This is a genomic window from Bradyrhizobium sp. SZCCHNR1017, assembly GCF_032381375.1.
GTDB lineage: Bacteria > Pseudomonadota > Alphaproteobacteria > Rhizobiales > Xanthobacteraceae > Bradyrhizobium.
In genome coordinates this window covers 276,611-302,292 of the sequence record NZ_JAUHIR010000006.1, presented here as the reverse complement: position 1 = coordinate 302,292, position 25,682 = coordinate 276,611, and the positions used below count along the sequence as shown (strand labels likewise).

The following is a 25,682-nucleotide window of genomic DNA, read 5'->3' as shown; positions in this document are numbered from 1 at the left end:
AGGCCGACCGCCTGCGTCGTTCGTTAGGGATCACAGCGCCAACCGGCCCGGGAAGCCGCTCTCGCACGACGTGGGCGCCGCATCCTTAGTGCGTTCCACGACCACGCGATTTCGGCCCGCCGTCTTGGCTGCGTAAAGCGCCTTGTCTGCGCGGTTGACCAGATCGAGGAGCTTGTCGCGCGGATCGTCGAGAGGCGCGAGCCCGATGCTGACGGTCACGCGTTCGCTGCCCGGCAGCCAAGTCCCGACGTTCGACACCGACCGTCTCACCTGCTCGGCCACGTGTTCGGCCGAGGTCTTGCTCAGGCCGATCAGCGCGACGCAAAACTCTTCACCGCCGTAACGGCCGACCAGATGCGGCCCGCCGCAGAATGTCTGCAACTGGTCGGAGAGCCCGACCAGCACCTTGTCGCCGAAGGCATGGCCGAACCGATCGTTGATCCGCTTGAAGTGGTCGGCGTCGACCATCATGAAGACGAACGGACGCCGAGTGCGGATTGCTTCGGTCAGCAGTGCTTCCGCCTGTTCGAAAAAGGTGCGACGGTTGAGACAGCCGGTCAGAGGGTCGCGCGAGGCAAGATATTGCAACTCGAGATTCTGATCGGAGATATGCCGCTGTGCCTTGCGCAGCTCCTCGACCGAGGCGCTCAGCCGCATATTGGTTTCATGCAAGGCCGTCACGTCGGTGAACGTGACGATGGCGCCGCGTGCCGTCCCGCTGCCGTCGAGGATGCGGGTCGCGTTGACGACGAGCCGGTGCATGCCGCCGCCGGCATCGCGAATGCTCAGCTCCGCGCCGAGCACCGGATGCTCATGTTCCAGGGCGACACGCCACGGCAGATCGCTTGGCGCAACCGGAGCCGCCACCGACGAAAGCCACGGCAATCCGCTGGCCGGAGAGCCGAGCTCAAGCTCGCCACCGGTCAGAACGTTGTGTTTGAAAGCCCGGTTTGCGAGCAGCACGCGCTCGTCGTCGTCAATGATCAGCACGCCCTCAGCGAGGGTATCGAACGCCGCCTCGATCCGCTTCGGAATCGTGCGACTCGGATCGAGCTCGCGCAGGGCGCGGCCAAGCACCAGGTAGAAGCCGGCAAAGCCCGTAACCGCCATGAATCCCACGAACGCGAACAGGGCCGGCCCCAGATCGAGCGGGTTCGCTCCGCTGGTGAGCGGCCTGAAGGCGATCTCGATCCGACCGGCAGGCGTGTCATCATTGAACAGCGGCACCTGGATATGCGTCGCGGTCGACTTGCCGTCGGGCAGCTCGCGCCAGTGGGTCAGGTGGCGATCGGATCCGGCGAGGATATTGCCATGCGCGTCGCGGATGGCAATGGAGAGGATGGCTGGGCTGCGGCTGACCACGACGTCGATCGTGTCCTTGATCGCGGCCGTGTCATTGCGGCTGGCGAGGACGGCGAGTTGCACCGCCAGCGCGGTTGCGGTGACGCCGCGCTGCTCCAGCTCGGCTCTCTCCTCGTTTGGCAGCAAGCCAAGCGAGGCGGCGACGAGAATTAGGCTGACGGTCAAGGATACCAGACCGAGGCTGAGCTGGAGTTTGGGGGACAGCCATCGCTTCATCACGTGATGTCCGCGAGCGATCGACCGGCTCCCTGGCCGCCCTCGAACATCGCATCAACCTCGGATGTGGCGCGGGTCCTTTCCGTCCTCCGCGGCCGCAGCACCACCATCAAAGGATCGAAGCCGCGCCACAGCGGGACCGAGGCCAGGAACGCGGCGAGCAGCGTCCCGCCGCGCAGCAGCCAAGCGATGAAGCCGACGGTCAGGACCGAGCTTGCGGCCGCAATGGTGAATTCGGCGGCCCTCAATGACCTCGCGGCGGAGCGGGCCACACGCGAAATTTCCTCGGCAATGGTGGTCGCGAGCGCTTCGCGATTGAGGCGCGACAGCGCAAGATCGACCATGCTTCGGGCTGGCGCAGGCGCGATCGTGGTGGGCGGCGCGGATAAGATCGGTGGCTCGGGGGCAGCTTGGGCGGGTTGGCTCGGCGGCGGCACGGGTGCGGCGGCCGGCGGAGCCGCAGCGGCATGCTCGGCTGCGGACTTTGCCGGGCCGGCTGCAGGGCCTTGGCCTGCCGAACCCTGGGAAGCGCTCGAGGCAGAGGCCGCACCGCCCAAGCCGCCATGGCCACCTCCAGCACCGCCGCTGGTCCTTCCATTGTTCACTGACTCAGCTGCGGCTCCAAAGCCGTTCAAGACGCCGGAATCGGGCGTGGAGGACGGCGAGGGGGGAATCAGAGCGGGCGTCGATGGGGCCGGAATGAGATCCGTGTTCGCGGACGATGAGCCATTCCCGGCCGTCCCGGGCGCGGCAGCCGCAAACAGGTAACGATTGCCCGGCGCACTCACGCTCCCCGGCGGCACCGACTGGTAGGTCGCGTTCCAGATCGCAGGATTGCCGCTGTCCAATCCGCCGAAACTGTCGGCGCCGGGTGCGGCCGAATAGATCAGCCAGCGGCCGGACGTCGCGCTCACCGCGCCGCTGCCGGCATTGTTGATGAAGGCACGAGCTGCCGATAGGACCGGGCTTGCGGCGACCACCGCGCTGCCGCTTGCGATCGTCAGGTCGCCGGCCGAGAGGATCGTCGCGTTGGCGCTGGCGCTGATTCCGCTGATCCCCTGTACCGCACCGATGGTCAAACTCTGTGCGTTGTTGAAGGTGAGCGCGCCGATACCGCTGGCGGCAAGCGTGCCGACAGTGTTGTCGGCGCCAAGCACGTAGCTCGTTCCGCCCGACAGCCGCAGCGCCGTAGCAGCGATGGCGCCGCCGATCTGGCTCACCGCACCAGTGTCACTGATCACCACCGGCGCCGCGCCTGAGGTGATCGTGGCGCCGAGCCGGTCGCCGCCGCGACCGTCGAGGATGAGGGTGCCGGTGCCGTTGTTGGTGATCGCAACCCCGGCTGCAGACGTGTCGATTCCGACAGCCGAGGCGGACGAGGTGCTGCCTGCAAGGGTGACCGCGCCCGAGTTGGCCGTAATGGCGTTGCTACCGCTGGCGACGAGGCCGGATCCGGTGCTGCTCGTCCCCCTCAGCTGCAGGTCGCCTGAGGTCGTGAGCGGGCTGCCTTGATCGATCGTCACTCCGGCCCCGCTGGTGCTCGTGCCGGCGAACGTCACGGCGGTTCCGCTCAGATTGTCGATCGTGGTGCTGCCCCGCAAATAGATGCCGTTGCCGCTGGTCGAGCTGCCTGAGATCGACGTGGTGCCGGACGAGGTCACATTGGCGTTGACCGCGATGCCGCTTCCGCCGCTACTCGTTCCGCTGATCGACACAAGCCCCGAGCCGCTGGTGGCGAGCGTCCCGCGCAGTTGCAGGCCATCAGCGGACACCGAAGTGCCTTGCAGGATCAAAGCGCCGCTCGTCGCGGTCAGCGTGTTGCCTCCGTTGGCGACCATGCCGACATTGCTGTTCGAGGTGCCGGTCAGCGTCACACTTCCCGTTGCGGTGAAGCTGGCGAGCGATGCCAACACGCCATAACCCGTGCTCGACGTTCCAGCCAGCGACATGGTGCCAGATGTAGTTACAGCAGAGAAATTCCGGAACTGGAGTCCGTAGCCGGACGGATTGAATCCCGAAATGGCCAGCGTGCCAGCGCCGGAATTGCTGATGGCGTCGGTGCCGGCAAAGAGCACGCCGGCGCTCCCGCTGTTCGTCGGCCCCGTGTCGTTGGAGGTTCCAGTGATGGTCAGCGATCCGCTGCCCGAGTTACTGACCGTCGCACCGGAGAAGTAAGTGCCGACCGTCGAGCCCGACCCGCTCGTGGCGGTGGAGATGCCGCTGACGGCGACGTTCCCGCCCGTTACGGCGAGGCTCGAGGCTGATCCAAAGCTGACGCCGTCGCTCGCCGTCGAGATGCCCGCGAACGATACGTTGCCGGACACAGTGTTCGTCCCGGTGAAGTTCACGCCAAAGCCGCTGTTTGACGTGCCCGAGAACGTCGCCGTGCCGGTCCCCTGGTTATCGATGGTCGTGGCGCCCTGGAAGAAGACGCCGCTGCCGGAGGTCGAGCTGCCTGCAAAGCTCGGCGTGCCGTTCAGAATCGTGACGATGTTGCTGCCTTTGAACGACAGGCCTTCACCGCTTCCCGACGACCCGTTCAGTGAGACGGAGCCCAGGGTGGTCAGATTGCTGCCGGTATTGAAGCGGATGCCACGACTGGCGCTGGGTGTGCTGCCGATCAGCTGGAATGTGCCGGCCCCCGCGTTGGTCAGCGCCAAGGTGCCGTTGCCCTGATCCCAGACGCCATTCGAACCCGTCGAGGAGCCGCTCAGCGTGAGATTGCCCGAGTTGCTGGTGATCGCGGAGCCGTTCAGGTACAGGCCGTAGGAGGTGCCGGTGTCGGTGCCGGAGATCGAGATGTTGCCCGACGTCGTCAGGTCGGAATTGATGGCCGCGCCAAATCCCCCTCCCGCGCCCGCAACCGAACTGCCTGAGATCGAAAGAGCTCCCGTCCCGGAATTGGTCAGCGTTGTTGGTGTGGCGGTAAAGAAGACGCCGATGCCGGTGGTACTGGCTCCGCTGACGGTAAGGTTTCCGGCAGTGTCGGTGACGAGGTTCGAGCCTTGGAATTCGACACCGTTGGAGGTGATCGATGTGCCGGTGAGCGTGACCGTGCCCGACGTGGTCAGGCCCACGCCTGAGTTAAATGCGATGCCCTGGGATCCGGATGAGGTCGTGACCGTGCCGTTCAGCGCGAGCGTGCCGCCACCAGAGTTGGTGAAGGTGTTGTTGCCACTGTTGATCCAGAATCCGACGTTGGATGACGTCGTCCCGCTCAGGGTCAGACCGCCGGAATGATCGGTGATGGTGTTGTTGCCCAGCAGATAGACGCCGACACTGCTGTTCGACGTTCCGGTGATGCTGACTGCGCCGGCGGTATCCAGACTCGCACCGGCCTGCAGCACGAATGCCGGCAACGTGGGGCTGCTTCCGCTGATGCTCAACGTGCCGCCGCTGGTGTTGGTGATGGCGTTCGATCCGGCGAATACGACCCCGTTGCCGGAGGCCGAGGTGCCCGTGAGCGTCAGAGCGCCGACGTTGAGGGTGCTATTGGCCAGCCAGACAGCCGCGTTGCTCCCCGCCTGAACTGCGGACCCGGTCAGCGCGCCGCCATTCGTGTCGATGGTTGCGCCGTTGATAACGAGCGAGCCCGAGCTTCCGGACGCAGCCAGATTGACGTTGAGGGCTCCGCCGGTGGCCGTGATGCTGCTGCTGACATTCACGTCGCGGCCGGCCGACACCGAGAATGTCCCGCCGCCGCTGGTGCTGATGCCCGCATTGACGTTGACGTCACGCGCGGCGTTCAACGTCAGCGAGTGGCCGCTGGCCCAGGTCACTGCGTTCGCCACGGTGATGTCGCCGCTCTGTGACCCGCCGCTTCCGGTGTCGACGGTGACATTTGCCGTCGCCAGCGCGCCTTGCAGCGTGGCGACCGACAGCACCGAGCTGTTGCCGGTCGGCGAGTAGGTGTTGCCGCTGCTCGACATGTTGCTATCGGCCGCGGTCGAGATGGTCACGTCATAGGGGTCGAGCAGCAGCGTGCCGGTCTTGCCGCCCGTGGCGGTCAGGTCGACACTGCCGCGGAAGTCCAGCAGGCCGTGGCTCGAGACCTCGGCGCCGCCGCCATTGCCGCCATCAGCGCCGGTCGCAACGACGCTGCCGCGGAAGTCGGTCGTCTGCTCCGACCACAGCACGACCTTGCCGCCATCGCCGGCACTGCCTTTCGCCGAGATGGTCGCGCCCTGCGCGACCGAAGTGGTCTCGGCCGTCGGCACGTCATCGGCGACCAGCTTCGCGGACGGATCCCGGCCGCCGCGCATATCGCCGCCGATCAGCACCTTGCCGCCGCTCTTGCCGTCGGCGCTCACCTTCGCTGTCGCGGTCAGCGCAACCTTCTTCCCGGTCACCACGATGGTGCCGCCGGCATTGCTGCGGCCGCCATTGGCCGCAAGCCGTCCTGATATGGTCACCGCGCCGCTTCCGCCGCCGAGCACGATGCGGCCGGAGCGGCCCGACAGCGAGCGGGCGCTGAGCACGCCGGACACGTTGACCACGTCGCGCACGGCCTGCTGGGCCGCCGCCGCCTTGATCTCGATCGCGCCGCCCGCCGCCTTGATCCTGCCGGCGATGTCGATGATCGCCTTGCCATCGGCGGTGGTGGACTTGGTGGGAAGCGCGACCTGCAGGAAGCCGTCGCCTGTCGGATTGAGCGTGATCGCCTCTCCGGCGCCGAGCCCGACGCGGCCGAGCGGCACGGTGATCGTGCCGCTGTTGGACACGGTCCCGCCGATCAGCCCGACAAATGCACCGCTCGCGCCGGAAATCGCGCCGGCATTGCTGACGGCGGCCGAAGCGCCCTTGCCGGTGAAGATCAGGCGGCCGGCGTTGAAATCGGCATTGCCGATGTCGAGCGTCGAGGCCACGAAGCCGCCGCCAACCTGCACCGACCCAGTTGGCGTGATCGCGATGCCGTTGGGATTGACCAGGAACACCTGCCCGTTTGCGCTGACCTGGCCGGCAATGGTCGAGGTCGTCGTCCCCGTGACCCGGTTGAGGATGGCTGCGCTCGAGTTCGGCTGGACGAAGTTGACGCTGTTTCCGGCACTGACAGAGAAGCTGTTCCAGTCGACGATCGCCCTGGAGGATGTCTGGTTGATCGTGAGGGTATTGCCCGCCGGCGCGCCGATCGTGGCCTGACCTGACACGACGCTGCCGCCCTGCGGCAGACCGGCTTGCGCCAGCGCGCGCGATGATATGGCGAGCAGAGAGGTGCAGCCGAGCAAGAGGGCAGCGCGTCTGCGCCATCCGCTCGCCGCTCGCGCGTTTCGTGCGTGGTCGAACGCGCGCATCAGAAGCTCACCGTGCCCAGGACATTGGCCCGCCAGCCCTGCCGCACGCCGCTGACGTCGGTGAAGCCGCGCGCGATCTCGACTGCAAGGCTCGCATCGGCGGAGCTGCCGGGAATGCTGACGCTGCTGCGGACGCCGGTCCCCACGGCTCCCGCGTTGAGGGCGGCTTGTTCGACGGCCGAGGGACTCGCGATCCAGCCCCGGCCGCCGGCTGCAAACAGATAGGGCGATGCGGCGGCCCCCGTGCCGAACGCATTGAACACGAACGGGTAGGCCAGCTCTCCGCGCAAGGTGAAGCCCTCATCGGCATTCAACGTGCCGGACGCGAAGGCAGACAGCGCGTCGCTTCCGTCGAGCGACAGCTGCTCGGAGCGCAGCATGGCCTTGCCGCCGGTGATCTGGCTGGTGCCGATGACATCGAAGCGGAAGCCGGCGGGCAAAGGTTGCGACAGGCGCGCGGTGGCCGCAAGCTTGACGAAGTCGGGCGTCGCGCCGATCCGCGACAACGGCACGCGCGAGGTGATCGCGTCCTCGGCATTGCGTCCGCCGAGCCCCTTCGAGAGCTGCGCTCCGAGCTGCAGCCCTGCCTGCGACGGCAACGTCGTGGCGTAGTCGATGCCGCCGCGAAGCACGCGGTAATGATCGTGGCTGAGCGCCACCCCGAAATCCGGCGCCGAGATCTGCTGCTCGACATCCTCGACGGCGAGGTTGGCGTAGAGCGACGCCTTTCGCGACAGCCCGATCGGCCCGCGCAGGCGTAGCGCGAACCGGTCGAAGCTGCCGAGCGAAGCGGGGGCGCCGGGCGTCTGCTTCGTGACCGTCCGCGAATGCGTGTATTCCGGATTGACCGTGATGCCGTCCGCTCCGATCGGCACGACGGCCCCGCCGCCGTAGAGCGAGAACGGCGCGTCGCCTGCCGAGGCCGCACGCAAATCCGTGCTGAGTCCGGCCGTGCCGTAGATCTGCTCGCCAGCGCCGAGCGCGCTGTTGAGCGCCAGCGTGCCGCGCAGCTGCCAAGTGCCGAGCGAACGCGACAGGCGATCGTCGGCTCCGGCCGAGCCCGAGATCAGCCGATGCTCGCCCTCGAGCACGAGCCGTACCCCGCCTTCGCGCGTGCCGCGCACCAGGGTGCTGCGCAGCCTCAAGCCGGGAACGTCGCCCGCGATCAGCAGCGCACGCTCGATTTGTTCGGTCGTGAGATGCGGCCGCCCCAGCAGCAAGTTGGTCCGGCCGGCGACCACGTTTCGCACGCGCTCAGGAAGCGTATTGACGTCGATCGCTTCGATGAAGCCGTCGATGACAACAAGGCGAAGTGTCCCGCCGTCGACCAGCTGTTGCGGCGGCACGCTGACCCGCACCAGCGGATAGCCGGCGCGCGAATAGAGGCCTTCGAGGTTGGTCGCGAGCGCATAGATCTGGGCAACGCTGACACGTTGGCCCTTGACGCGAGCGATCAGGGGGTCGGTGAGCGTGCGAAGCTCGGGAAACGCGCCATCGAGCTGCGCCTCGCCGACCACGACGGCCATGGCTGCGTTGCCGGGCGGCACGGCCGTTTCCAGCGGCCCCGGTAGTCGCAACGGCTGCTCGCCCGCCGGGAATTGAGGTCGCAGGCTCGGCGGAGTCACCTGACTGGGAGCTGCGATCTGGGATAGCGCGGACGAGGAGTACATCAGCGCCCCGATACTGGCTGCGGCACATAGAAGGGAGCTGACAGGCTTCGCCATATGCCGCTTCGACTCATGTCACTCCGCGAGCCAACGGTGTTGTCCGAGGCGCGCGCACTTCTTTCAGCCCAACGACCTAAGCGCTTCATGCTTAATGGGACGTTGAAGTGGAGCTCTCTGCGGGGTCAGCCAGTAATTCCACGGAGCGATCGTGAGCCAGCCAGCGCCAAGCCGTCCTCCTCGCCGACAGGTACACGCTCCATGAGACGCACGGCTATTCCGCAGCCATGATCTCATTGGGACTTCGGCTTCGTCAATTTCGGCGAGGCGGCCGAGATAAAGATCGACACCTTCAACTTCACCCATTACGGCCTTGTCTACGGCAGGGTGCTGAGCGTCTCGCAGGACGCCGGCGCCCTGGCCGAGACCGGCGTTAGGCGCCGCGAACAATCCGCAGATGTAAGCCTCACTAAAGTGCAGTTTGATTGACCATTATGCCATATTTGACCACCCGGCGATTGAGCGATGGGCTGGGGCGCGTGGTCGTGTCCCCGGTGGTGGTGTAGCTCGGTAGAGCAAAGCCGCTCGGACGCGCGCCTCCGATAGCGCCGTAGCGGGCGGGCGGCTTTGCGGTGGTCACCGGCAGTTCTCCGGTAGGATCGGGTTGCGACACGCCAACGCAACCGAGGAACCACCGATGACCGACGAAATGATGAACCTGCGCACGCTCGTGGAGAAGACCCCTGATGCCGATCTGTTGCGCGAGATGATCGGCTTTGCTGCTCAGCGGCTGATGAAGATGGAAGTCGAAGGCCAGACCGGGGCGGCCTACGGCGAGAAGACCCCCGAGCGCCTGGCCCAGCGCAACGGCTATCGCGACCGGACCTGGGAGACTCGTGCCGGCACGGTCGAGCTTCGCATCCCCAAGCTGCGCAAGGGCTCCTACTTCCCCGGCTTCCTGGAGCCGCGCCGGATGGCCGAGAAGGCGCTCACCGCCGTGGTTCAGGAAGCCTATGTGCAGGGCGTCTCGACCCGTTCGGTGGACGATCTGGTGCAGGCCATGGGCATGACCGGTATTTCGAAGAGCCAAGTGAGCCGGCTCTGCGCGGAGATCGACGACAAGGTGAAGGCGTTCCTCGCCCGTCCGATCGAAGGCGACTGGCCGTATCTGTGGATCGACGCCACCTACGTGAAGGTGCGTCAGAACGGGCGCATCGTGTCGGTCGCGGTGATTGTTGCGGTCGGCGTCAATAGCGATGGCCGACGCGAGGTGCTCGGGATGGACATCGGTCCCTTTGAAGCCGAGACGTTCTGGACCGCTTTCCTGCGCAAGCTCGCCCGCCGCGGCCTGCGCGGTGTCAAGCTGGTCGTGTCCGACGCCCATGAAGGTATCAAGGCCACCGTCGCCAAGGTGCTCAACGCCAGCTGGCAGCGGTGCTGCGTGCACTTCATGCGCAACGCGCTGGCGCATGCCGGCATGAGCGGCCGGCGCGTGGTCTCCGCCTTCATCGCCACCGCCTTTGCCCAGGACGATGCCGAGGCTGCACAAGCGCAGTGGCGGAAGGTCGCCGATCAACTCCGCCCCAAACTGCCTAAGCTTGCTGGCTTCCTCGACGAGGTCGAGACCGATGTGCTGGCCTATATGACGTTCCCACCGCAGCACCGGACCAAGCTGCACTCGACCAATCCGATCGAGCGCCTCAACGGCGAGATGAAGCGCCGGACCGAGGTTGTCGGCATCTTCCCCAATGAAGACGCCATCGTCCGCCTCATCAGCGCGATCCTGCTTGAGCAAAACGATGAATGGGCCGTCCAGCACGCCCGCTACATGACACTGGAAACAATCGCGCCGTTGAGCGATGATCCCACCGTCAGCCTTCCGGCGATCGCCAGCTGACCTGCCCAGCTCTCCCCGGCGAACGCGCTGCCCCACCGCTAGCTACACCACGCAATGGGACACGATCCCGACGCATCGATATTGCCGCCCGACAAAATCACCCCGACCTTCTTTCCGGCCAAGCGGGCGCGCTCTTGCAAAAGCCCGGCAAGCGGAGCGCCACCCGCGCCATCGGCAACGTTGTGCGTAACCGGAAAATAGGAACGCACCGCTTCGGCGAGGTCGTCCTCATACCAGCAACCCGATTGGACCAGCTAGCTAGGGCTGCTGCGACGGTGGCACGCGACGATCAGAATGCTCGCCGGGGATATTGAGCAGGGCCGGGAGAGAATGCGCTGCGGACCGATGCGCAGGCGAGGCAAAAGCCAGCAGGCTGTCCAACCGCGTCACGGGACCAAGCCAGGACTGGCGCACCCGACACGATTCGAACGTGTGACCTTTGCCTTCGGAGTATTTTAAGTTGTCCTGCGCAAGGAAACGCCAGGACATCCAATGCTACGATATCCTACTCTAACCATTAGTAAATCTCGAATGAGCGTCCGCCGGCTCTATCCTGCGATACGCCCCGGTTTTCCTCCAAGTGCTTACGTGGTGCTTACGCGGGAGACGGGCTTCGGAGGAGAGAAAATCCGTGCCTAAGCTCAGTAAACGCGTTGTCGATGGCGCCGAACCGCAAGACAAGGACTACGTCATCTGGGATGACGATCTGCCTGGCTTTGGTCTGCGCGTCTTCAAATCGGGCAAGCGCAGCTACCTGATTCAATACCGTTCAGCCGGCCGCTCTCGCCGCTACAGTATCGGTGTTCACGGCGTTTGGACGCCGGAGCTTGCTCGTAAGGAAGCCAAGATCCAGTTGGGGCGGGTGGCACAAGGCGACAACCCGGCCGAGGAGCGGCAGCTCGACCACAAGGCGGTCACGGTCAAGGAGCTCTGCGAACTCTACCTCAAAGACTTCGAAGCGGGCCTTATTCTAGGCAAGGGCGGACGCCCGAAGAAGTCGACAACGTTGGTGACGGACACTGGACGCATCAATCGCCACATCATTCCGTTGATTGGCACGCGACGCGTCAAGGATCTCGTCAAAGCAGACGTCAACAAGGTCCTGAAGGACATCATGGCCGGGAAGACCCGTGCCAGCGTCAAGACCAAGAAGCTTCGTGGCAGGGCCAATGTACGTGGCGGCGTCGGCACGGCAACGCGAACCGTCGGTCTCCTCGGGGGCATTCTCACCTACGCGGTCGAGGCTGGGATCATCGAGCACAATCCAGCCCACGGCATTCGCAAGCCGAAGGACAATGTCCGCAATCGTCGGCTTACGGAGGCCGAGTACCGGACGCTGGGCGAGATGCTGGAGGAAGCAGCAAAGGACGAAAAGTACGCCATAACGGTCGACATCATTCGCCAGATAGCGCTGACCGGCTGCCGTCGCAGTGAAATCATCGGCCTGAGGTGGTCGGAAGTGGATACCGAGTCGAGCTGTCTGCGTCTAGCGGACAGCAAGGAGGGTGCCTCAATCCGACCGATTGGGCTTCCTGTGGTGGAATTCATGGACGCCCGAAAACGGAAGAAAGTCGGCTCTTACGTTTTCCCGGGGTACAGAGACGATAACGCATTCGGCAGCTTCCCGAATCACTGGGAACAGTTGTTCAGCAAATCGTCGCTTTCAAATTTCACGCCTCACGTGCTGCGTCACAGTTTTGCTAGCATCGCGAACGACCTCGGCTTCACCGAGGTTACGATCGCAGCGCTGGTTGGTCATTCGAAGGGTTCTGTCACCAGCAAGTACATCCATACACTCGACACCGCGCTCGTCATGGCCGCCGATACGATTTCGGGCTACATTCAGGGACTTCTCGACGGAGTGAAATTCAAGCAAACTGCCTACGCACTCGATCGTGATTCGCGGCAAGCAGCATTAGCTCGCTTCTTAGCCCAAGCTGTTGGTGAGCGGGCCGCCCGGGTCGAGGGTTCGGAGAGCCCTGCTGGCTAGCGTGCCTGCGATCTGCAGATCTGAGGGGCGGACGTCGCAGCGAAAGACCATTCTGCGAATATTCGTCTCAAGGTCAAGGTAAACGAAGTGGGGATTGTAGCTCTCTACCCTCCAAAATTGTTTTCTTTCCAGGTGAATTCCATAGTTATCCGGCACTGCCAGCATTCCAGCGTCTTCAACCGACGTAGTCTTTCAAAGAAGCTTTGCGGTCTTCTACAGAGGAACAAAGGGAGGGACCTCGAGAGACTCGATCGTCGTGGCTTTCTCTCGGATGTTCACCCACTGTTGACGGCGGAAGAACGGGAACGCTTTGACGACGTGGCTGCCGACATTCTAGCGAGTGTTTGACGGTTTCGTCAGCAAGATCCCTGGTAAGGCTTGGGCTTCAACGACGGATCTAATCAAGAAACCCGATTTAACACTCGCCGCGACGGCATCAAATTGTGGCGATCTCCGCGCTACGCGTGGTGTGTGGGTGATCGCTCAATAAGGTCGCTCGCGCGGAGTGACCCGATCAGACGTCTTGCCACTGCTGCCATGCACTACAGCGTTGCTGACGAAGTCGCGTACCGCTCGGTCTGAGTTAGACTGCAGATGTCCGCTCGCTTTACCTTGGGGTAAGTTGAGGAGCTGGTGGCGAACTTAGGCGTCACCACCGGCTATCCCCACGCATCTGAGTTACTGTATCAGATGAGCTCTCTGGGCTGCGATGATGCTGACCAAGATGGCCCCTAAGAGTGCGCCGATAGAAAAAGGTAGGTGTGCGAGCATCTGTTGTTGTACAACATCTGCGAGATTAAGGATTTCGTCGATGCCGCCGCGCAAATAAGCTGCGACGATTGCTCCGTTGGTTGCAGCAAGTGCCACGTTTCTCGCTAGCGGGACGAATGCGGTGCCCCCGAGCAAGATGGCGCCCACGACGGCCCCAGCGACGAGGTCGAAACTGAACAGGTCCATATTTCTTCTCCTAAGTTACGTCTGGCGTTAGGCCACTGCCGAAAGTGCTCGGCTGCGGCACGCGCATTAGGCGCGCGCAACCGTGGCCAGCCGGGTGCTGGAGCGGGTTTCCTAGGTGAGTGTAGAGTGCAGCCGACAGTCAATGGCCGCGCGGTAGCTGCACGGAGTTCGCACGCTATCCGGAGCGGACTGGAGCGCCGCTTGATTGTGCTTCGGAGGAGCTCTGCAAAGTCAGGGCTAGTAATTCGACACAGAGATTTTGACTCTTTGCTTTCTCGCTGCTGCCGCGGAGATTTTGGGATAGGCGTGGCCTAGCTTGGCACGAGCCTGTTCGGTCGTGAACATCCATTTGATCCGTGCTAGCTCGGCGTTCCGACGTTTCTCCCATGCGGCGGTCTCTCTGACGAGGCCGGCGTAACTGTCGATGCGCCGGTCGAGGCACTGGCGGACGAGGACGCCGATCTCGATCGCGACCATGTTGAGCCAACTGACATGCTTTGGGGTGTGATGGAACTCCAGGCGACGCAGCAGCCGACGCGCCTGGTCAGCCGGGAACGCCTGTTAGAGCGCGCCGGCCGTATGGGTGGACAGATTGTCGAGCACCACGCGAATGCGATCGGCCTTGGGATAGTGCACGTCGACGAGTTCGCGCATGCATTGGGCGAAGTCGGTTGCGGCGCGGTGCTCGGTGACCTTCACATTTGCGCCAGGGACGGTTCACGTCGATGAGCACGAACAGATTGGCCGTGCCATTGCGCCGGTACTCGTAATCGTAGCGCTCGATCTGTCCAGGCTTTGCCGGAATCGGTGACTGGGTCCCGGCAATGAGCTGGACCGGACTCTCATCAAAGCAGATCACAGGCTGACGCGGATCGGATGGCTCGGCGTACAGATTGAGCACATCCTCCATGCGCGCGACATACTCCGCGTCGACCTTTGGCACGCACCACATGCACCTGCGCCATGGTTTGAGATCGTTCTCGGCTAGGCGCCCGCCGCACCGTCTCGCGCGACAGGCTCTCGTGGGACGTCAACCTGACCATCTCGTCGGCCAGAAGCTCCAGCGTCCAACGCGCCCGCCCCGCAGGCGGGCTCGAGCAGGCGGTGGCCACCAGCAGCGCTTCCTGCTTCTCGGTGAGCTTGCGTTCCGCACCGGCCCGTGGCTCCTCACTCAGGGCCGCAGTCAGATTGCCTTCGACGAAACGCCGTCGGGTCCGATACCCCGTCGAATGACCGACGCCTACGCTAGTGGCAATGTCGTCGTCGCTCATCCCGGCATCGGCTGCCAGCAGGATCTGCGCCCGCTTGAGCTTGCGGACCGCCTGGCTGCCGCCAGCCAGCAAGAGCTCCAGTTCCGCCCGCTCGGCGCTGCTCATATCGACATGATAGCGTATGTTCATCGCGGCCTCCGTCTTGGAGGCCGAGCTGAATCGGCCGATGAATCAAATGTCTGGCAAAGCCGCCCGGCTTCACTCCCAAGCAGGGCCAATATCTAGCGTTCATCGACGCCTACACCCGCGTCAACCGGCAGCCGCCGGCCGAACGCGACATCCAGCGCTATTTCGGCGTCACGCCGGCGACCGTGCACCAAATGATCCTTACACTTGAGCGCGCCGGCTTCATTCGCAGAACCCCGGGAACCTCACGCAGCATCCAAGTCCTACGCGCACCCGAAGACCTGCCGATCCTGCAGGACCCCGATCACCGGTCAAAACCTCTGTGTCGAGGTACTAGTATACAAATGGCTAGCTGACGATGAATGGAATGATGTCTGTCTTGCGCTGCAGGATGCGATCCATCTTCACGACTGCTCGAGCGTCTATGGGTGAACGAAGCGCGCTGGCGATGATGCCGAGCACTTGCTCGTCAGTGGCTAGCACCGCGCTTTTTCCGGCCTCAGTATCAACTAGATTGAGCACTGCGCTCGCAGTGTTCCGAGAAGCAGCGAATTGTCTCATCGCCGGTATCAAGTCTGGCCTCGATAGTATCTGAAGAGCGCCGGGCGCCTCAACCTGAGCAATAACGACCTGTCCGTGCCGTGTTTCGAAAACCTTGGCGTCGCTGTTTAAAAGGACATCCGTAGCAAGCAAGACTTTCTCGCGTCGGATCTGCCGCATTCCGTCAAGAAGCCGAAGATCAAGAGGTCTAATCCGCGCAAGGGATTCGTTCGCTCGTCGATCTCTGTTGCTGGTCGCCGGCGCGCTAAATTCAAGCGTATTTGATAGAATGGCCGCTTGCAGGAGAACAGCAATTTCAGCTGGCATATTGACACTGCGGCGCTCGAAACGCTCAGCAACCAGCGTGGCGGCAGCACCCACTGCTTCATTCTGGATCTCAGCGTGTGGATAGGTCTCCGGACTGCCGCCGGGGTGGTGATCTATGATCTGCGTTACCAAATGTGCGGGAAAGCCCGCTGGTAGCTGCTTGGGGTGATGGGTATCCACGAGCCAGATGACCTCGACGTTGGACCAGTCCGTCAAGGTAAGTGGTATAGGAAGGTCTAGGGTATCCAACACGAGCCTGGTCTCGCGGTCCAAATTTCCAAGAACTCGGGCCGCCAAAGCCGGATACTCTAAGGCCGCCAAGGCTATGGAGCAAGCCACACCATCTAGATCAGGATTGAAGTACGAAACTATGATCGCATTCATGAGAAGCTCCGAGCAGGGTTACTCTTGCGGCTTTCGACAAAGAGCGATCTGAGGCATCAATTTCGACAACCGCTTCGTCTGGCAATGATCCGATCAACAAGTTGTCCTCGAGCGCCACGGCCGGAATTCCCTTCTCGCGCAAGACGACTGCAAGGTGGGCAAGTATAGAGCCTCTTTCAAAAATGAAGCCAGATACTCCCGGGGCTCCGACGAACGGCAACAAGTCTACTGAGGCGCGCTCTGCTACGATGACGACGTTATCCCCGGTTACGGGAGCCGCCTCGGGTCGATCGTGAAGGTGGCTGTCGAGTGCGCCGATGGCGGAAAGAGTGACGCGGCGGATCCGGCCACGGCACTTTCCTACCGAAAGAACCCCAGAGCGGATTAGTTCTATGTCCAGTGACAACCCAGCTGTGTCGCCCTCAGCGACATCGATCAGGTATGGTCGTAATCCATCCGTCGCCTCTAAAAGCCCAAATTCCAAGGCTGCATCTCCGTACAATTCGAAAAGTGGGTCAAAGGCGGCAGCAATGGTTCTTAGTGCGGTGCCATCAAGTTTTAATTGGTGTTCCGGTGGCGCTTCGGTAACAACGTGGCCATCGATAAAGCGATAGGCCGCCGGTTGCTCCCGCCATACCGTCGAGATCACGTGGCGCTCGTGGTCAAGAACGATCGTCGAAGTTGGAACAACTCCCTTGGGGACGAAGTGCCCCTGTGCAAGCTCGATCAAGTATCCATCATTGGTGCGTCGAATGATGCCAGTCGCGAATGCGTCCCATACCGCTTGGACAATGGCGACTGAAAGCCAGGAAGTCTCCAAACCCGCCTTGAGCACTGACTCCTTTGCGGCAGAAACACCTATAGAACGAGGATAGCGCCTAATAGAATAGCGCCGGCAACCGCGCGTAAAGAAGTCCACATCAGATCCCCGCACGGAAGCGAACTCGCGTACAACTTGGCTCTGGACGCGCTCGGGATGTAGCAGAACTACGCTAACGCCGGCCGGCTCGCCGAGATCGTCATTCGCGGCAAGTGGACTTTGAGGTGGACAAGATGACCATGACTCGACAATGGCGGGTGCCATCAAGACACCTCGCTCGAAAGCCTGCCTTCGGAGTCGAATCTTGGGATGCTGCTTCACGAGATTTGGCAAGCGAGCAAAGCTATCCAAATTATCGAGCGAGAGGTGAATGTCACTTGGCAAGACCACGGGGCGCGCCTGAACCAGCCAGAGTTCGTGGTCTTGGTCGATGGCCCACTCAATGTCGGCTGGAGCTCGATGAAGGTCCGCGATCCGTCGAATAAATTCTGCGATCTGCCTGAGCAAGCCTACCGCAATCGGCCAGCTGCCAACTTGAATCTCGTCCTCTGCACTTATGATAACCGTATTACCCGTCTCATCGCCGGCCACCAATCGATCTGCAAGTCCCTGGGTCCAAACAACGGTAGTTTCATTTCGCGTATATGAAAGGGGATCACAAGAAAATGCAACGCCCGCAATGATGGGAGCGAGAAGCGGCTGCACGATGACAGACATAGCAGGGCCCGATTGCCTTACGCGCGCGATCGCATCGGACAACGCATCGCGATCAAAGGTGCCGAGCAAGCTCAAATAATGCCCCGCCCTGGATTCGCTCTCGGAATCCTCCATCCCCGACGAACTGCGAACCGCAAGAGGCCAGGCGTCGACTGTTCGACTGACGTTGGATCTTAGCCAGGTTACGATGGCATCGAGATCGACAACGCGGTCCGCGCAAGGAACCACGAGAGTGGGAGGCACCCTCACGCGGATAGACATCAGTTCATTTAGGTAGAAGGCCTTGCCGCCTATCAGCTCGCGTTGTAAATGCGTCCTGCCATCGAGTTCGTACATTGTAGCACCTTACATACTAGTTTTAGTGACGATGTCCCTCGTTCGGCTTGCTCGTGTTCTCGGACGCTTGAGCAGCTTCTTAGGAAGAAGGAAGCCAACCCGATCGATCGATATGTAGGGCAACCCCTGGTGGGACGAATTGGCGCCAGGGGCGGTTCTCTTGCATCAGACGGCGGAGCTCCGTTCCCGATGTGACACGTTGAGACATGCTGCGACGCCAGAGAATTTCAACTTTATAGCCGAGGTCTTCGAGGCGGCGGGCTTTCTCCTCGCCCCAAGCATCATAGATCGTGATGAAGACGGTCGTTCGCGTAGCAGTCGGAAGAAAGGCCGTGACTTTTGAGAGGTCAGCGACATCGGCCGGTACAATTGCGAACGAATCCGGCGGCCATCCAGCGTCACGAAGGGACTGATCGACCATTTCGTATCGCAGGAAATACGAGAATGGATTGTTCTCGTTCTTGGAACGATTGGGATCAGCTTGGTGATGAATTAGAGACGAGGTATCAGGGTTGGTTATGCCAACCACCAGGCGATCGCATGAACGCTTTGCGGCCTCCAGGTACTCCATGTGACCGATGTGCAGCGGCTGAAATCGACCGAGAACTAGTCCATAGTGCGTCATAGGACATCTCCGATGGGGACCGCATTTGCCCAGGTTTCATTGAAGAGAAGAAGAAATGCTTCAGCCAGCGGATAGGTGGCCATAGGGTCAAGAACGACGTGAGGCGCCTCCCAGCCGTGGTTGCTTGCGAGATAGGCGTCTGCTGCAAGCCGGTAGGGCGAAAAACTTACCACGTCGTCGTCAATCACAACGATGCGAAAGGACGGTAGGCCGTTATATAGTCGAACCTGTAAGCTGCGGTGTCTTTCGGCCAGGATCTTCATTGGTGCGATTGACTCCGCCGATATGTTGCCTTCGCGCAGTTCGTTCAGTCGCCGAAAGCCGTCTCCATTCGGGTTGATCATGAGAAACCGAACGTCACCCTCATCCTTGTCGAGCCGTGTCAGCAGTTCGTTGAATTTGCTGCGCACCGCGGGTTCAATAACCCACTTGGAGGCGAGAACGCCGGAAAAATAGAGGCGACTTCGCGTGCGGCGGATGCAGGCTAGGGGCGTCAAATGCGAGTCAAGGAGACGCATTTGTGATGCTGTGGTAATTCCCAGCATCGAGCAAAGGGATTGAAGCGTCTGTGCGTTTTTATCCTGCACGGCGACATCATCGTCTTGAGTCGACTCGTTAGGACTCGTTACATTCGAGCGGAAGGGATTCTTGAATTTTCCGTTTCCGATACTCTGTCTGAGGCTACTGAGCGCCTTTGGCGTCCGCCCTTCGTAGTGTTCAACTATGCGTTGCCACGTCGAGTGGAGCTGTGAGTTTTTGCCAGTGGCATGATATGCCAAAAGCAGTAGCTCCCACGTAATATCATCGGCAGCTCGCCGACTCCTGTGCTCTAGCTCTTGGATTGCCTCGTGTATCAATCCCTGCTGCTGTGAACAAAGTTGAGAAATGAGGAGCCGGTCTTCGGCCTTCTTTTTCAACGAGTCAAATCGGGATTCAAGATTGGTTTCGACCGGAAGATGAATCGCTGGGTTCTCGTGCCAGAACGCAAGGACGCGCTTCAGTTTGGGAATATCGAGCCGGGCATTTTCGGAATCGATATTCTGGCCGAGTTGGCCGTCGAACGCGCCGGGCATCGGATCAATGGTATCCCGGAATTCATGGGCGTCCACGTGCCAACCCTTCACCAATGCTCGGTAGCCTGCGGATCGATCATTGTGTATCAGGTCATCGCTACCGATCTTGCGCAATTGTTCACGTAGATCGCGGATTTTTCCGCGAGCAGAATCGATATCGGTATCGCGCAATTGCGCGATCAATTCATTGGAAACCGTACGTCCGTCGTTGAGAATGAGTAGACGAAATAATTCCCTTTGCCGTCCTGTAATCTCTATTTTCTGCCCGTTGCGGACGACCACCGGGTCAGCACGCATGATTTCTATTTTCTGGTCCATTGTCCGATCATGCTCCATCTATGTGCTGGGGCTATGCGAACTGCGTGCGGATTTCGTGCGATTCACCAGGCAGAAGCACACAAATGTCCAACGCTCCAACGAACTCGAGCGGATTGCCATAGCAGCAGGCTGGCCATTAGCCTGAGCTGCAGAGCTTCATGGAGCCATTTGGACCTAGCCGGTGTCTGACGAAACGTTTGGCGGCAGTCCCCACTGACCTAGTATTGAACGTGGCTAAATATCCTTACACACGCATTCCGAGAAAGTTCGACCTCAATACGGAACGCACGCAGTGTCAAGTCTTGCGAAACCGGGATGCAAGTTAAACACCTGAAGTTGTGATGATTTCTAATAGTCATATCTCGTCGCTTCTCGCGCAGGGTGGACCATCTGAATCGGGATTTTTGCCTGATCTGGCGGAATTGGCCACGAACGTCTTGAAAACCGTAAGTCCGCCGGGCGTTGCAGAACATTGGGCTGGGCTGGTACCAGAGATTTACCGTTACAGCGCCCACGCTGTTGGCGAGATCCTTATGGCCGGACGTGTAGGCGCCGGAGTAATCGCTCAGGGCCGTCCCCCTGACGTGTTTGACTCGAAGTGCTATGTCGCGCCAACCGCCGCCGACCGGCGGAAACACGCCGGACCTCTGTTGCAGTACATGGAGACGGTCGACGCGTCGCGCGGCGCCGTCGTCAATCGGATGGTTATCCGTGCAGGAGTTGTCTCAATGTGCCGCCGCAGCCTGTCCCGCCTCGAGACGACTATCGAAATTTGGACTTCGACCTGCAAACGTAGTGGGACGATTGATCAGTCGGATATCGATCGGATAATCGGCGGGCGCGGCGAAACTGGCCGCGCGCTCGACGCGGATAGGCTCACGAACCTTCAATCAGAAAGCTATTGCGGAAATCTCGTATTTGAACGCCAATACTGAGCGACGCGCCGAAAGGGCCACGGAATCTGAAGTGAAGCGCAAGGGTGATCAGAGGCGTGCCGAGTCCGCTTCCCTGCCACTGGTGGGGAACTTCACACATCGAAATTCCGGTCGATCTTCGATGCGAGCTTACGGCTCCCGCAGCATCACTGAGAGTCTGAACAAGGCGGCTAACAAGGGGCTAATGCTGCATCAGCCAGCGGATCGCTCCGAAGGCGTCACCCAGCGTCACCCAGCGTCAGCGGGCGCTCGCCGATCGGTCCGGTGCCGCCGGCCATCGTATCACGCTCGAGGAGTGGACTGCCCAGCAAGGCGGCGCAGGCGACGACCAAGCTCTTTTGAAGGTGGACAAGCTCCTCGGCGAACTTGCTGGCCTTGGGATCGAGCAGAGTCCTTTTTCCGCCCGGATTGCGGCTCTCGAGGCTGAGCCACGCGCCCGGCGGGCACTTAGTGCTGACAGTCTGCTTCTCGATCTCAGCGCTGCGATTAAAGTCGGACACGAGCTAGCGCCTCTAACGGGACCTTGCTGGGGACCATGTCGAGCTGTCGGAGATGAAACCGGCCTAGGCGCGCGCGGCGACAATCAAGGTGAGAACCCAGCGACAATCAGGATGAGAGAGCGCCGGCGGGAGCGGGACGAAGGGAGGGCGTGGCCCGACCGGAGGTCCGCTCTATGGCCGCGGAGGAGCGGCGACGCGCCGTCTTGGACGGGCTCGCGAGCCTCGGCTATGAGGCCTCCGAGGGAATGATGACGGCGTGGGTCGCGGGCGGCCGGGGCGTTCCCCGAAAGCTGGCTACTCCAGGGTATGGGGTCGAGCTTTCAGGTGGATCGCAGGCGGACATCATGCAGGTAAGGGCCGTAGGTATCGGCAATCCGACCGACGCGCGCGATGTAGGACGAGATAAGGATATGGAAACAATCTGGTGTAGCGTCTGGGCGGTTGCAGTCGTTGTCGCGAAAGCCGGAGGAAGCGTTTCCATCGAAAGTGCGCGTCCCCTGGGTCAATTTCCGCTCAAAGTGGTACCTGACCTCGGCGTCGCTGCAACCGATAGTGACAGCCCAATCACTCACCATAGAGCTCGTACGGGTCGTGCCGCCGACTTTGATCGCATCTTTGGCCACTTGACTTCCTATCAGGCTACAAGACGAGCAGCGCATCCTTGGAGGCCTTTCGATCGCTTTCTCCGATCGGAGGCGAATATTTCCAAAGTTGCTCGGTCTGAACTTAGAGACTACCGCTCCCCTAGGCACAGCTGAGTGGTAGTCGATGCGGAAATGGAAGAGCGTCAGGGATGAACTCGGGGTTTCGGATACACTGGCGCAGGAAGGGTTCGCGATCGGAATTAAGGGCGGACGAAGAAACGATGCGTGAGCGACAGTCTCTACGCCGTGCCGCCGGTTAAAGGACGGGCCGTAGGGGTCACCTGGCTCTTGGAGACCCGCCCTCGGGACGCCACCCAAGAGGATCTGCGATCCAGCGGTTGACATCGGATTCACGCCAGCCCGAGCCGTTGCTGCTGATTTTGAGCTGGGCCGGGAAGGTGCCCTCCGCGATCTTGCGGTAGATGGTAGATCGGGACAGACCAGTCCTGGTGAGGACGGTCTTTAGCCGAATGATACGGTCTGGTTCGCGCATGGCCGCGCTGCCTCTTGCTGGCTGTTGTTGAGGGCTTATGAGACCAGAGAGGCCTAGCGGCTGCGGACGGACAAGAGGATCTCGCAAGTTGCTAGGTATAGCGTAGAGCCGGCGGCAAACGAGATGATTCAAATTCCTAGGCCCCGGCCCCTGCCGAGGTCGATGCCATGGGCGAAAGCCAATTCATGACCGAGCCTGCGGCCTGATTCGAACGCGATACCGAGTTCCCGCTTGCGGTTGGCGAGGATAGATTCCAGTTGCGGATCGCGTTCGAGGCTCTTGGCCATGTCGCCCATTACCGAGCGGTTGGCCTTGTAGCCAGACCAGTCGCCCGCCTGGTACAGGCGATGGCTGGCCTGGTCGAGCTTCCGCCATCGCTCGACGAAGTGGTCGGCGCGACGACCCGGATCGCTTCGGAGTTCGGTTTCGAGCTGGAGCGCGCGGATGGCGCGATTGACCCGGCCGTCCGCCGCGTCGCGGGCGAACTCCGGGTTCTTCTTGTAGGCGGCCTCGGCATCGCGCGAGCCAAACGGACGCACCTCTTCGAAGGCTTGGCGGGCCTTCTGCAGCTCTTTCACCTGCTCGGGACTGGCCCTGCCACCCGTCTCCTGTGCCTTGAAGATCGCGTCCACGGCGCGGGCATGGCGCACGAGCGCCCGGGTCCGGCCGCGACGCGCTTCCACTTCGGGATCTTGCGCCACGTTCCTTGCCGGCATTTCGGCTCCGCGGCGGCCGGCGGCTGTAGCGCTGTTTTCCCTTTCCGGCGATCCCTGCTCGGGTCTTCGCCCGCTATCCCGGCCGGGCACGTCTCCAAGGACGCGCAGGCCGTCGAACATGTCGCGCAGCTTCACGTCCACGACCTTGCGCACGATCTCGGCCACGCGCTCTCGGAGCGTGATGCCACGCCGCTCGGCGTAGCTCTGGACCGGATTGGGGCGGTTGTAGTCCGAGGCCATATCCTTGGCGCGATCGCGCGACAGGGCACGGACAAGCCGGTCCTGACGGGCAAAATCATCGTGGCCATAGTGCAGCTCCACCCAATCGCGGTGCCGCGACAGGGCGACATAGCTGCTATGGGCGTCCATCCCGGGCGTCGCCAGCACATGGGCGCGGTCAACCGTCATGCCCTGCGCCTTGTGGATCGTCGCGGCATAGCCATGATCGATCCGGTCGTAATCCTTGAGTTCGAAGCGCACAGACCGACCATCGTCGACCTGTACGGTCATGGATTGCGCGCTGACCTGTTCGACCGTCCCGAGCGTGCCGTTCTTCACGCCAAGGCCGCGCTCGTTCTGCAGGAACATGACGCGGTCCCCGCTCGCGAAGATTCGCGCACCGCGCTCGACTGTTACACCCACCTCGTCGCCCAGATCGCCGGCAGCCCGCATCCGTTCCCGCGCCGCCTCGTTGAGGATGCGGACTTCGTCGTTGGTGTGGGTGAGTATGATTCGGCTCCGGTCCGGTGACGCCTGCCGGTCGCGGTCCCAGCGCTCGATCAGATCGCCGCGCGCCTGCTCGCGGGTCTGGGCCTCGTGCACCATGCCGTGAGCGCGGTAGACTTCGAGCGCATGGCCCACTTTGCCGGTCGCTAGATCGTGTGTGGCGTCGCGCTGCCAGTCCTCCCGTTGACGGCGTACTTCACCGATCTCAGCGCCGCCGTGACGCTCATGGATGGAGCGGAACGCTGCGCCTGCCTCGATGGCCTGCAATTGTTGCGGATCGCCGACCAGCACCACCTTTGCGCCAGCCTCGGCAGCATGGGACAGCACGCGCTCGAGCTGGCGCGTGCCGACCATGCCGGCCTCATCGATCACCAGCACATCGCTCGACCTGAGCAGATCACGGCCTTGTTCCCAGCCATGCTCCAGGCTGGCGATTGTGCGCGACGCAATGCCCGATCCGCTCTTGAGGTTTTCTGCGGCAATGCCGGACAGCGCGACGCCCTGGACATCGAAGCCGGCTGCTTCCCACGCCTCCCGCGCTACCCCCAGCATCGCGCTCTTTCCCGTCCCGGCATGGCCGACCACGACGCTGAGATCACGTCCGTTCGTGATGAGTGCCAGCGCGTCTGCCTGCTCGCCTGAAAGCACCAGGCCGCGCGATCCCCCTCGCGCCAAAGCGGCTCGGCGGTTCACGTCGCGAACCTGATGGCGCTCTCGTTCCGCCATCCGTTCAGCAGCCCGGTACAGGCGCTGTTCGGCCGCGATCATTCCGCGGGTGGTGAATCGATCCTCGCCGCGGCCGTCCCTGCCGAGTTCGACCAGATCCGGCGCTCGCTGCATCGCGCTCATGACCTGGTTGAACTGGTCGAGGCCGTCACTGTGCCGGTGCGCAAACCTTGTTAGGTCGCGGCGTGTGAAGGTCGATTGCTGCTGGGTGATGGCGTCCAGTCCAAGCGAGGGATCGGCGATAATTCGCGCGCCATTGTTCCGTGCGATCTCGCGGTGCATCTCAGCGCGGTCGGCTTCCATCCGTTCGCCATCAATCCCCCCAACCTCGATGCGTTTGGCGGGGGCGCCGATCTGGCTTTGCGGCTCCAGTGCTATGCCCTGGGCCTCCAGACTCCGATGGTCGACCCGCGCATCGATGTCGAGCTCGGCCAGCCGTTCATTGGCGAGCTCGGCCCAGCGTTCGCGCCAGCGCTCGACCATCTCGGCGCGGTTCCAGTCCCGCACCTTCCGGCCAAAGCCGTTCTCGTCGACCGCGCGCATCGTCAGCATGACATGGGCATGAGGTTTGGCCAGTCCGTCCTCGGCCCTGTCCCAATGCACATTGAGATCGGCGATCATGCCGAGGCCGACGAACTCGCCCCGAACGAAGTCGCGGGCGAGCTCGATGCCCTGCGCCTGACTCATCTCGCGCGGAAGGGCGAGCTCGACCTCGCGGGCAAGCTGGGCATCCTTCCGGAGTTCGCAGGCCTCGACATCGTTCCAAAGCCGCTCGCGATCGGCCCAGGCCTCCGGCGCGTACTCTGGCAGCAACACCTCGGAATGGACGACGCCGCGCTTGCCGGAAAAGTCCTGATCACGGCCAAGCCGTTCGTCGCGCAGCCGCGACGCTGAGCGGTAGGCCGCCGAAGCCACCGCGCTGCTCCCGGCCTTGCGGCCAATGACCTTGACGTGAAGATGATAGATCGCCATCGCGACCGGATCATCTACACGGCGAAGCGAACGTCGGAACGACGTATAAGCGCGCC

Annotated in this window: 15 protein-coding genes and 1 pseudogene; 4 read left to right on the top strand and 12 right to left on the bottom strand. The window is 62.2% G+C overall.

Annotated features, from left to right (window positions below; translation table 11 throughout):
• Window positions 1-30: 30 nt before the first annotated feature.
• Genes QW863_RS17690 through QW863_RS17675 form a run of 3 tightly spaced genes read right to left on the bottom strand, consistent with a single transcriptional unit; the run spans window position 31 to window position 8,416 of the window.
• A complete protein-coding gene (locus QW863_RS17690) occupies window positions 31-1,578 on the bottom strand; it encodes a diguanylate cyclase (RefSeq protein ID WP_315715083.1) in 1,548 nt (515 codons plus the stop codon).
• The gene (locus tag QW863_RS17685; protein ID WP_409977939.1) at window positions 1,578-6,869 is read right to left on the bottom strand and encodes a filamentous hemagglutinin N-terminal domain-containing protein; all 5,292 of its coding nucleotides are present in this window, start codon (window positions 6,867-6,869) and stop codon (window positions 1,578-1,580) included. The genes QW863_RS17690 and QW863_RS17685 overlap by 1 nt, the downstream gene beginning before the upstream one ends.
• The gene (locus QW863_RS17675) at window positions 6,869-8,416 is read right to left on the bottom strand and encodes a ShlB/FhaC/HecB family hemolysin secretion/activation protein (protein ID WP_315715086.1); all 1,548 of its coding nucleotides are present in this window, start codon (window positions 8,414-8,416) and stop codon (window positions 6,869-6,871) included. The genes QW863_RS17685 and QW863_RS17675 overlap by 1 nt, the downstream gene beginning before the upstream one ends.
• 814 nt (window positions 8,417-9,230) lie before the next feature.
• On the opposite strand from QW863_RS17675, the gene QW863_RS17670 reads away from it, so the two are divergent.
• Both QW863_RS17670 and QW863_RS17665 read left to right on the top strand, forming a co-directional pair.
• Window positions 9,231-10,430 (top strand): IS256 family transposase, encoded by a 1,200-nt coding sequence (locus tag QW863_RS17670; protein WP_315715087.1) that lies wholly within the window; start codon window positions 9,231-9,233, stop codon window positions 10,428-10,430.
• Between the two features lie 631 nt (window positions 10,431-11,061).
• Window positions 11,062-12,420 carry a tyrosine-type recombinase/integrase gene (locus tag QW863_RS17665; RefSeq protein ID WP_315715088.1) on the top strand — a complete coding sequence of 453 codons (1,359 nt, stop codon included), beginning with the start codon at window positions 11,062-11,064 and terminating at the stop codon, window positions 12,418-12,420.
• 678 nt (window positions 12,421-13,098) lie between these two features.
• Here QW863_RS17665 and QW863_RS17660 read toward each other — a convergent pair.
• Window positions 13,099-13,377, bottom strand: coding sequence for a hypothetical protein (locus QW863_RS17660; RefSeq protein ID WP_315715089.1), 279 nt, complete (start codon window positions 13,375-13,377; stop codon window positions 13,099-13,101).
• 237 nt (window positions 13,378-13,614) lie between these two features.
• Window positions 13,615-14,777 (bottom strand): annotated as a pseudogene (locus tag QW863_RS17655) (IS630 family transposase).
• Window positions 14,778-14,818: 41 nt separating this feature from the next.
• On the opposite strand from QW863_RS17655, the gene QW863_RS17650 reads away from it, so the two are divergent.
• Window positions 14,819-15,130, top strand: coding sequence for a LexA family protein (locus QW863_RS17650; protein ID WP_315768099.1), 312 nt, complete (start codon window positions 14,819-14,821; stop codon window positions 15,128-15,130).
• Here QW863_RS17650 and QW863_RS17645 read toward each other — a convergent pair.
• The 4 genes from QW863_RS17645 to QW863_RS17630 form a co-directional block, all read right to left on the bottom strand.
• Entirely contained in the window at window positions 15,123-16,025 is a 903-nt protein-coding gene (locus QW863_RS17645) for a DHH family phosphoesterase (RefSeq protein WP_315715090.1), read from the bottom strand. The two genes, QW863_RS17650 and QW863_RS17645, sit on opposite strands and share 8 nt — an antisense overlap.
• Window positions 15,991-17,898, bottom strand: a complete 1,908-nt coding sequence (locus tag QW863_RS17640) for a PEP-utilizing enzyme (protein WP_315715091.1) — start codon at window positions 17,896-17,898, stop codon at window positions 15,991-15,993. The genes QW863_RS17645 and QW863_RS17640 overlap by 35 nt, the downstream gene beginning before the upstream one ends.
• 79 nt (window positions 17,899-17,977) lie before the next feature.
• Window positions 17,978-18,523, bottom strand: a complete 546-nt coding sequence (locus tag QW863_RS17635; RefSeq protein ID WP_315715092.1) for an adenylyltransferase/cytidyltransferase family protein — start codon at window positions 18,521-18,523, stop codon at window positions 17,978-17,980.
• On the bottom strand, window positions 18,520-19,914 hold the full coding sequence (locus QW863_RS17630; protein WP_315768075.1) for a hypothetical protein: 1,395 nt from the start codon (window positions 19,912-19,914) through the stop codon (window positions 18,520-18,522). The genes QW863_RS17635 and QW863_RS17630 overlap by 4 nt, the downstream gene beginning before the upstream one ends.
• Before the next feature lie 341 nt (window positions 19,915-20,255).
• Between QW863_RS17630 and QW863_RS17625 the strand changes: the two genes are divergently transcribed.
• Entirely contained in the window at window positions 20,256-20,849 is a 594-nt protein-coding gene (locus QW863_RS17625; protein WP_315715094.1) for a hypothetical protein, read from the top strand.
• 218 nt (window positions 20,850-21,067) lie between these two features.
• On the opposite strand, the gene QW863_RS17620 is transcribed toward QW863_RS17625, so the two are convergent.
• The 3 genes from QW863_RS17620 to traA all read right to left on the bottom strand — a co-directional run bounded on the left by QW863_RS17620 (window position 21,068) and on the right by traA (window position 25,626).
• Window positions 21,068-21,349 carry a hypothetical protein gene (locus tag QW863_RS17620; RefSeq protein ID WP_315715095.1) on the bottom strand — a complete coding sequence of 94 codons (282 nt, stop codon included), beginning with the start codon at window positions 21,347-21,349 and terminating at the stop codon, window positions 21,068-21,070.
• 921 nt (window positions 21,350-22,270) lie between these two features.
• Window positions 22,271-22,486: a helix-turn-helix transcriptional regulator gene (locus tag QW863_RS17615; protein WP_315715096.1), complete on the bottom strand. Its 216-nt coding sequence runs from the start codon at window positions 22,484-22,486 to the stop codon at window positions 22,271-22,273.
• Between the two features lie 128 nt (window positions 22,487-22,614).
• Complete coding sequence (gene traA / locus QW863_RS17610; protein ID WP_315715097.1) at window positions 22,615-25,626, bottom strand: Ti-type conjugative transfer relaxase TraA; 3,012 nt, start codon at window positions 25,624-25,626, stop codon at window positions 22,615-22,617.
• Window positions 25,627-25,682 lie beyond the last annotated feature (56 nt).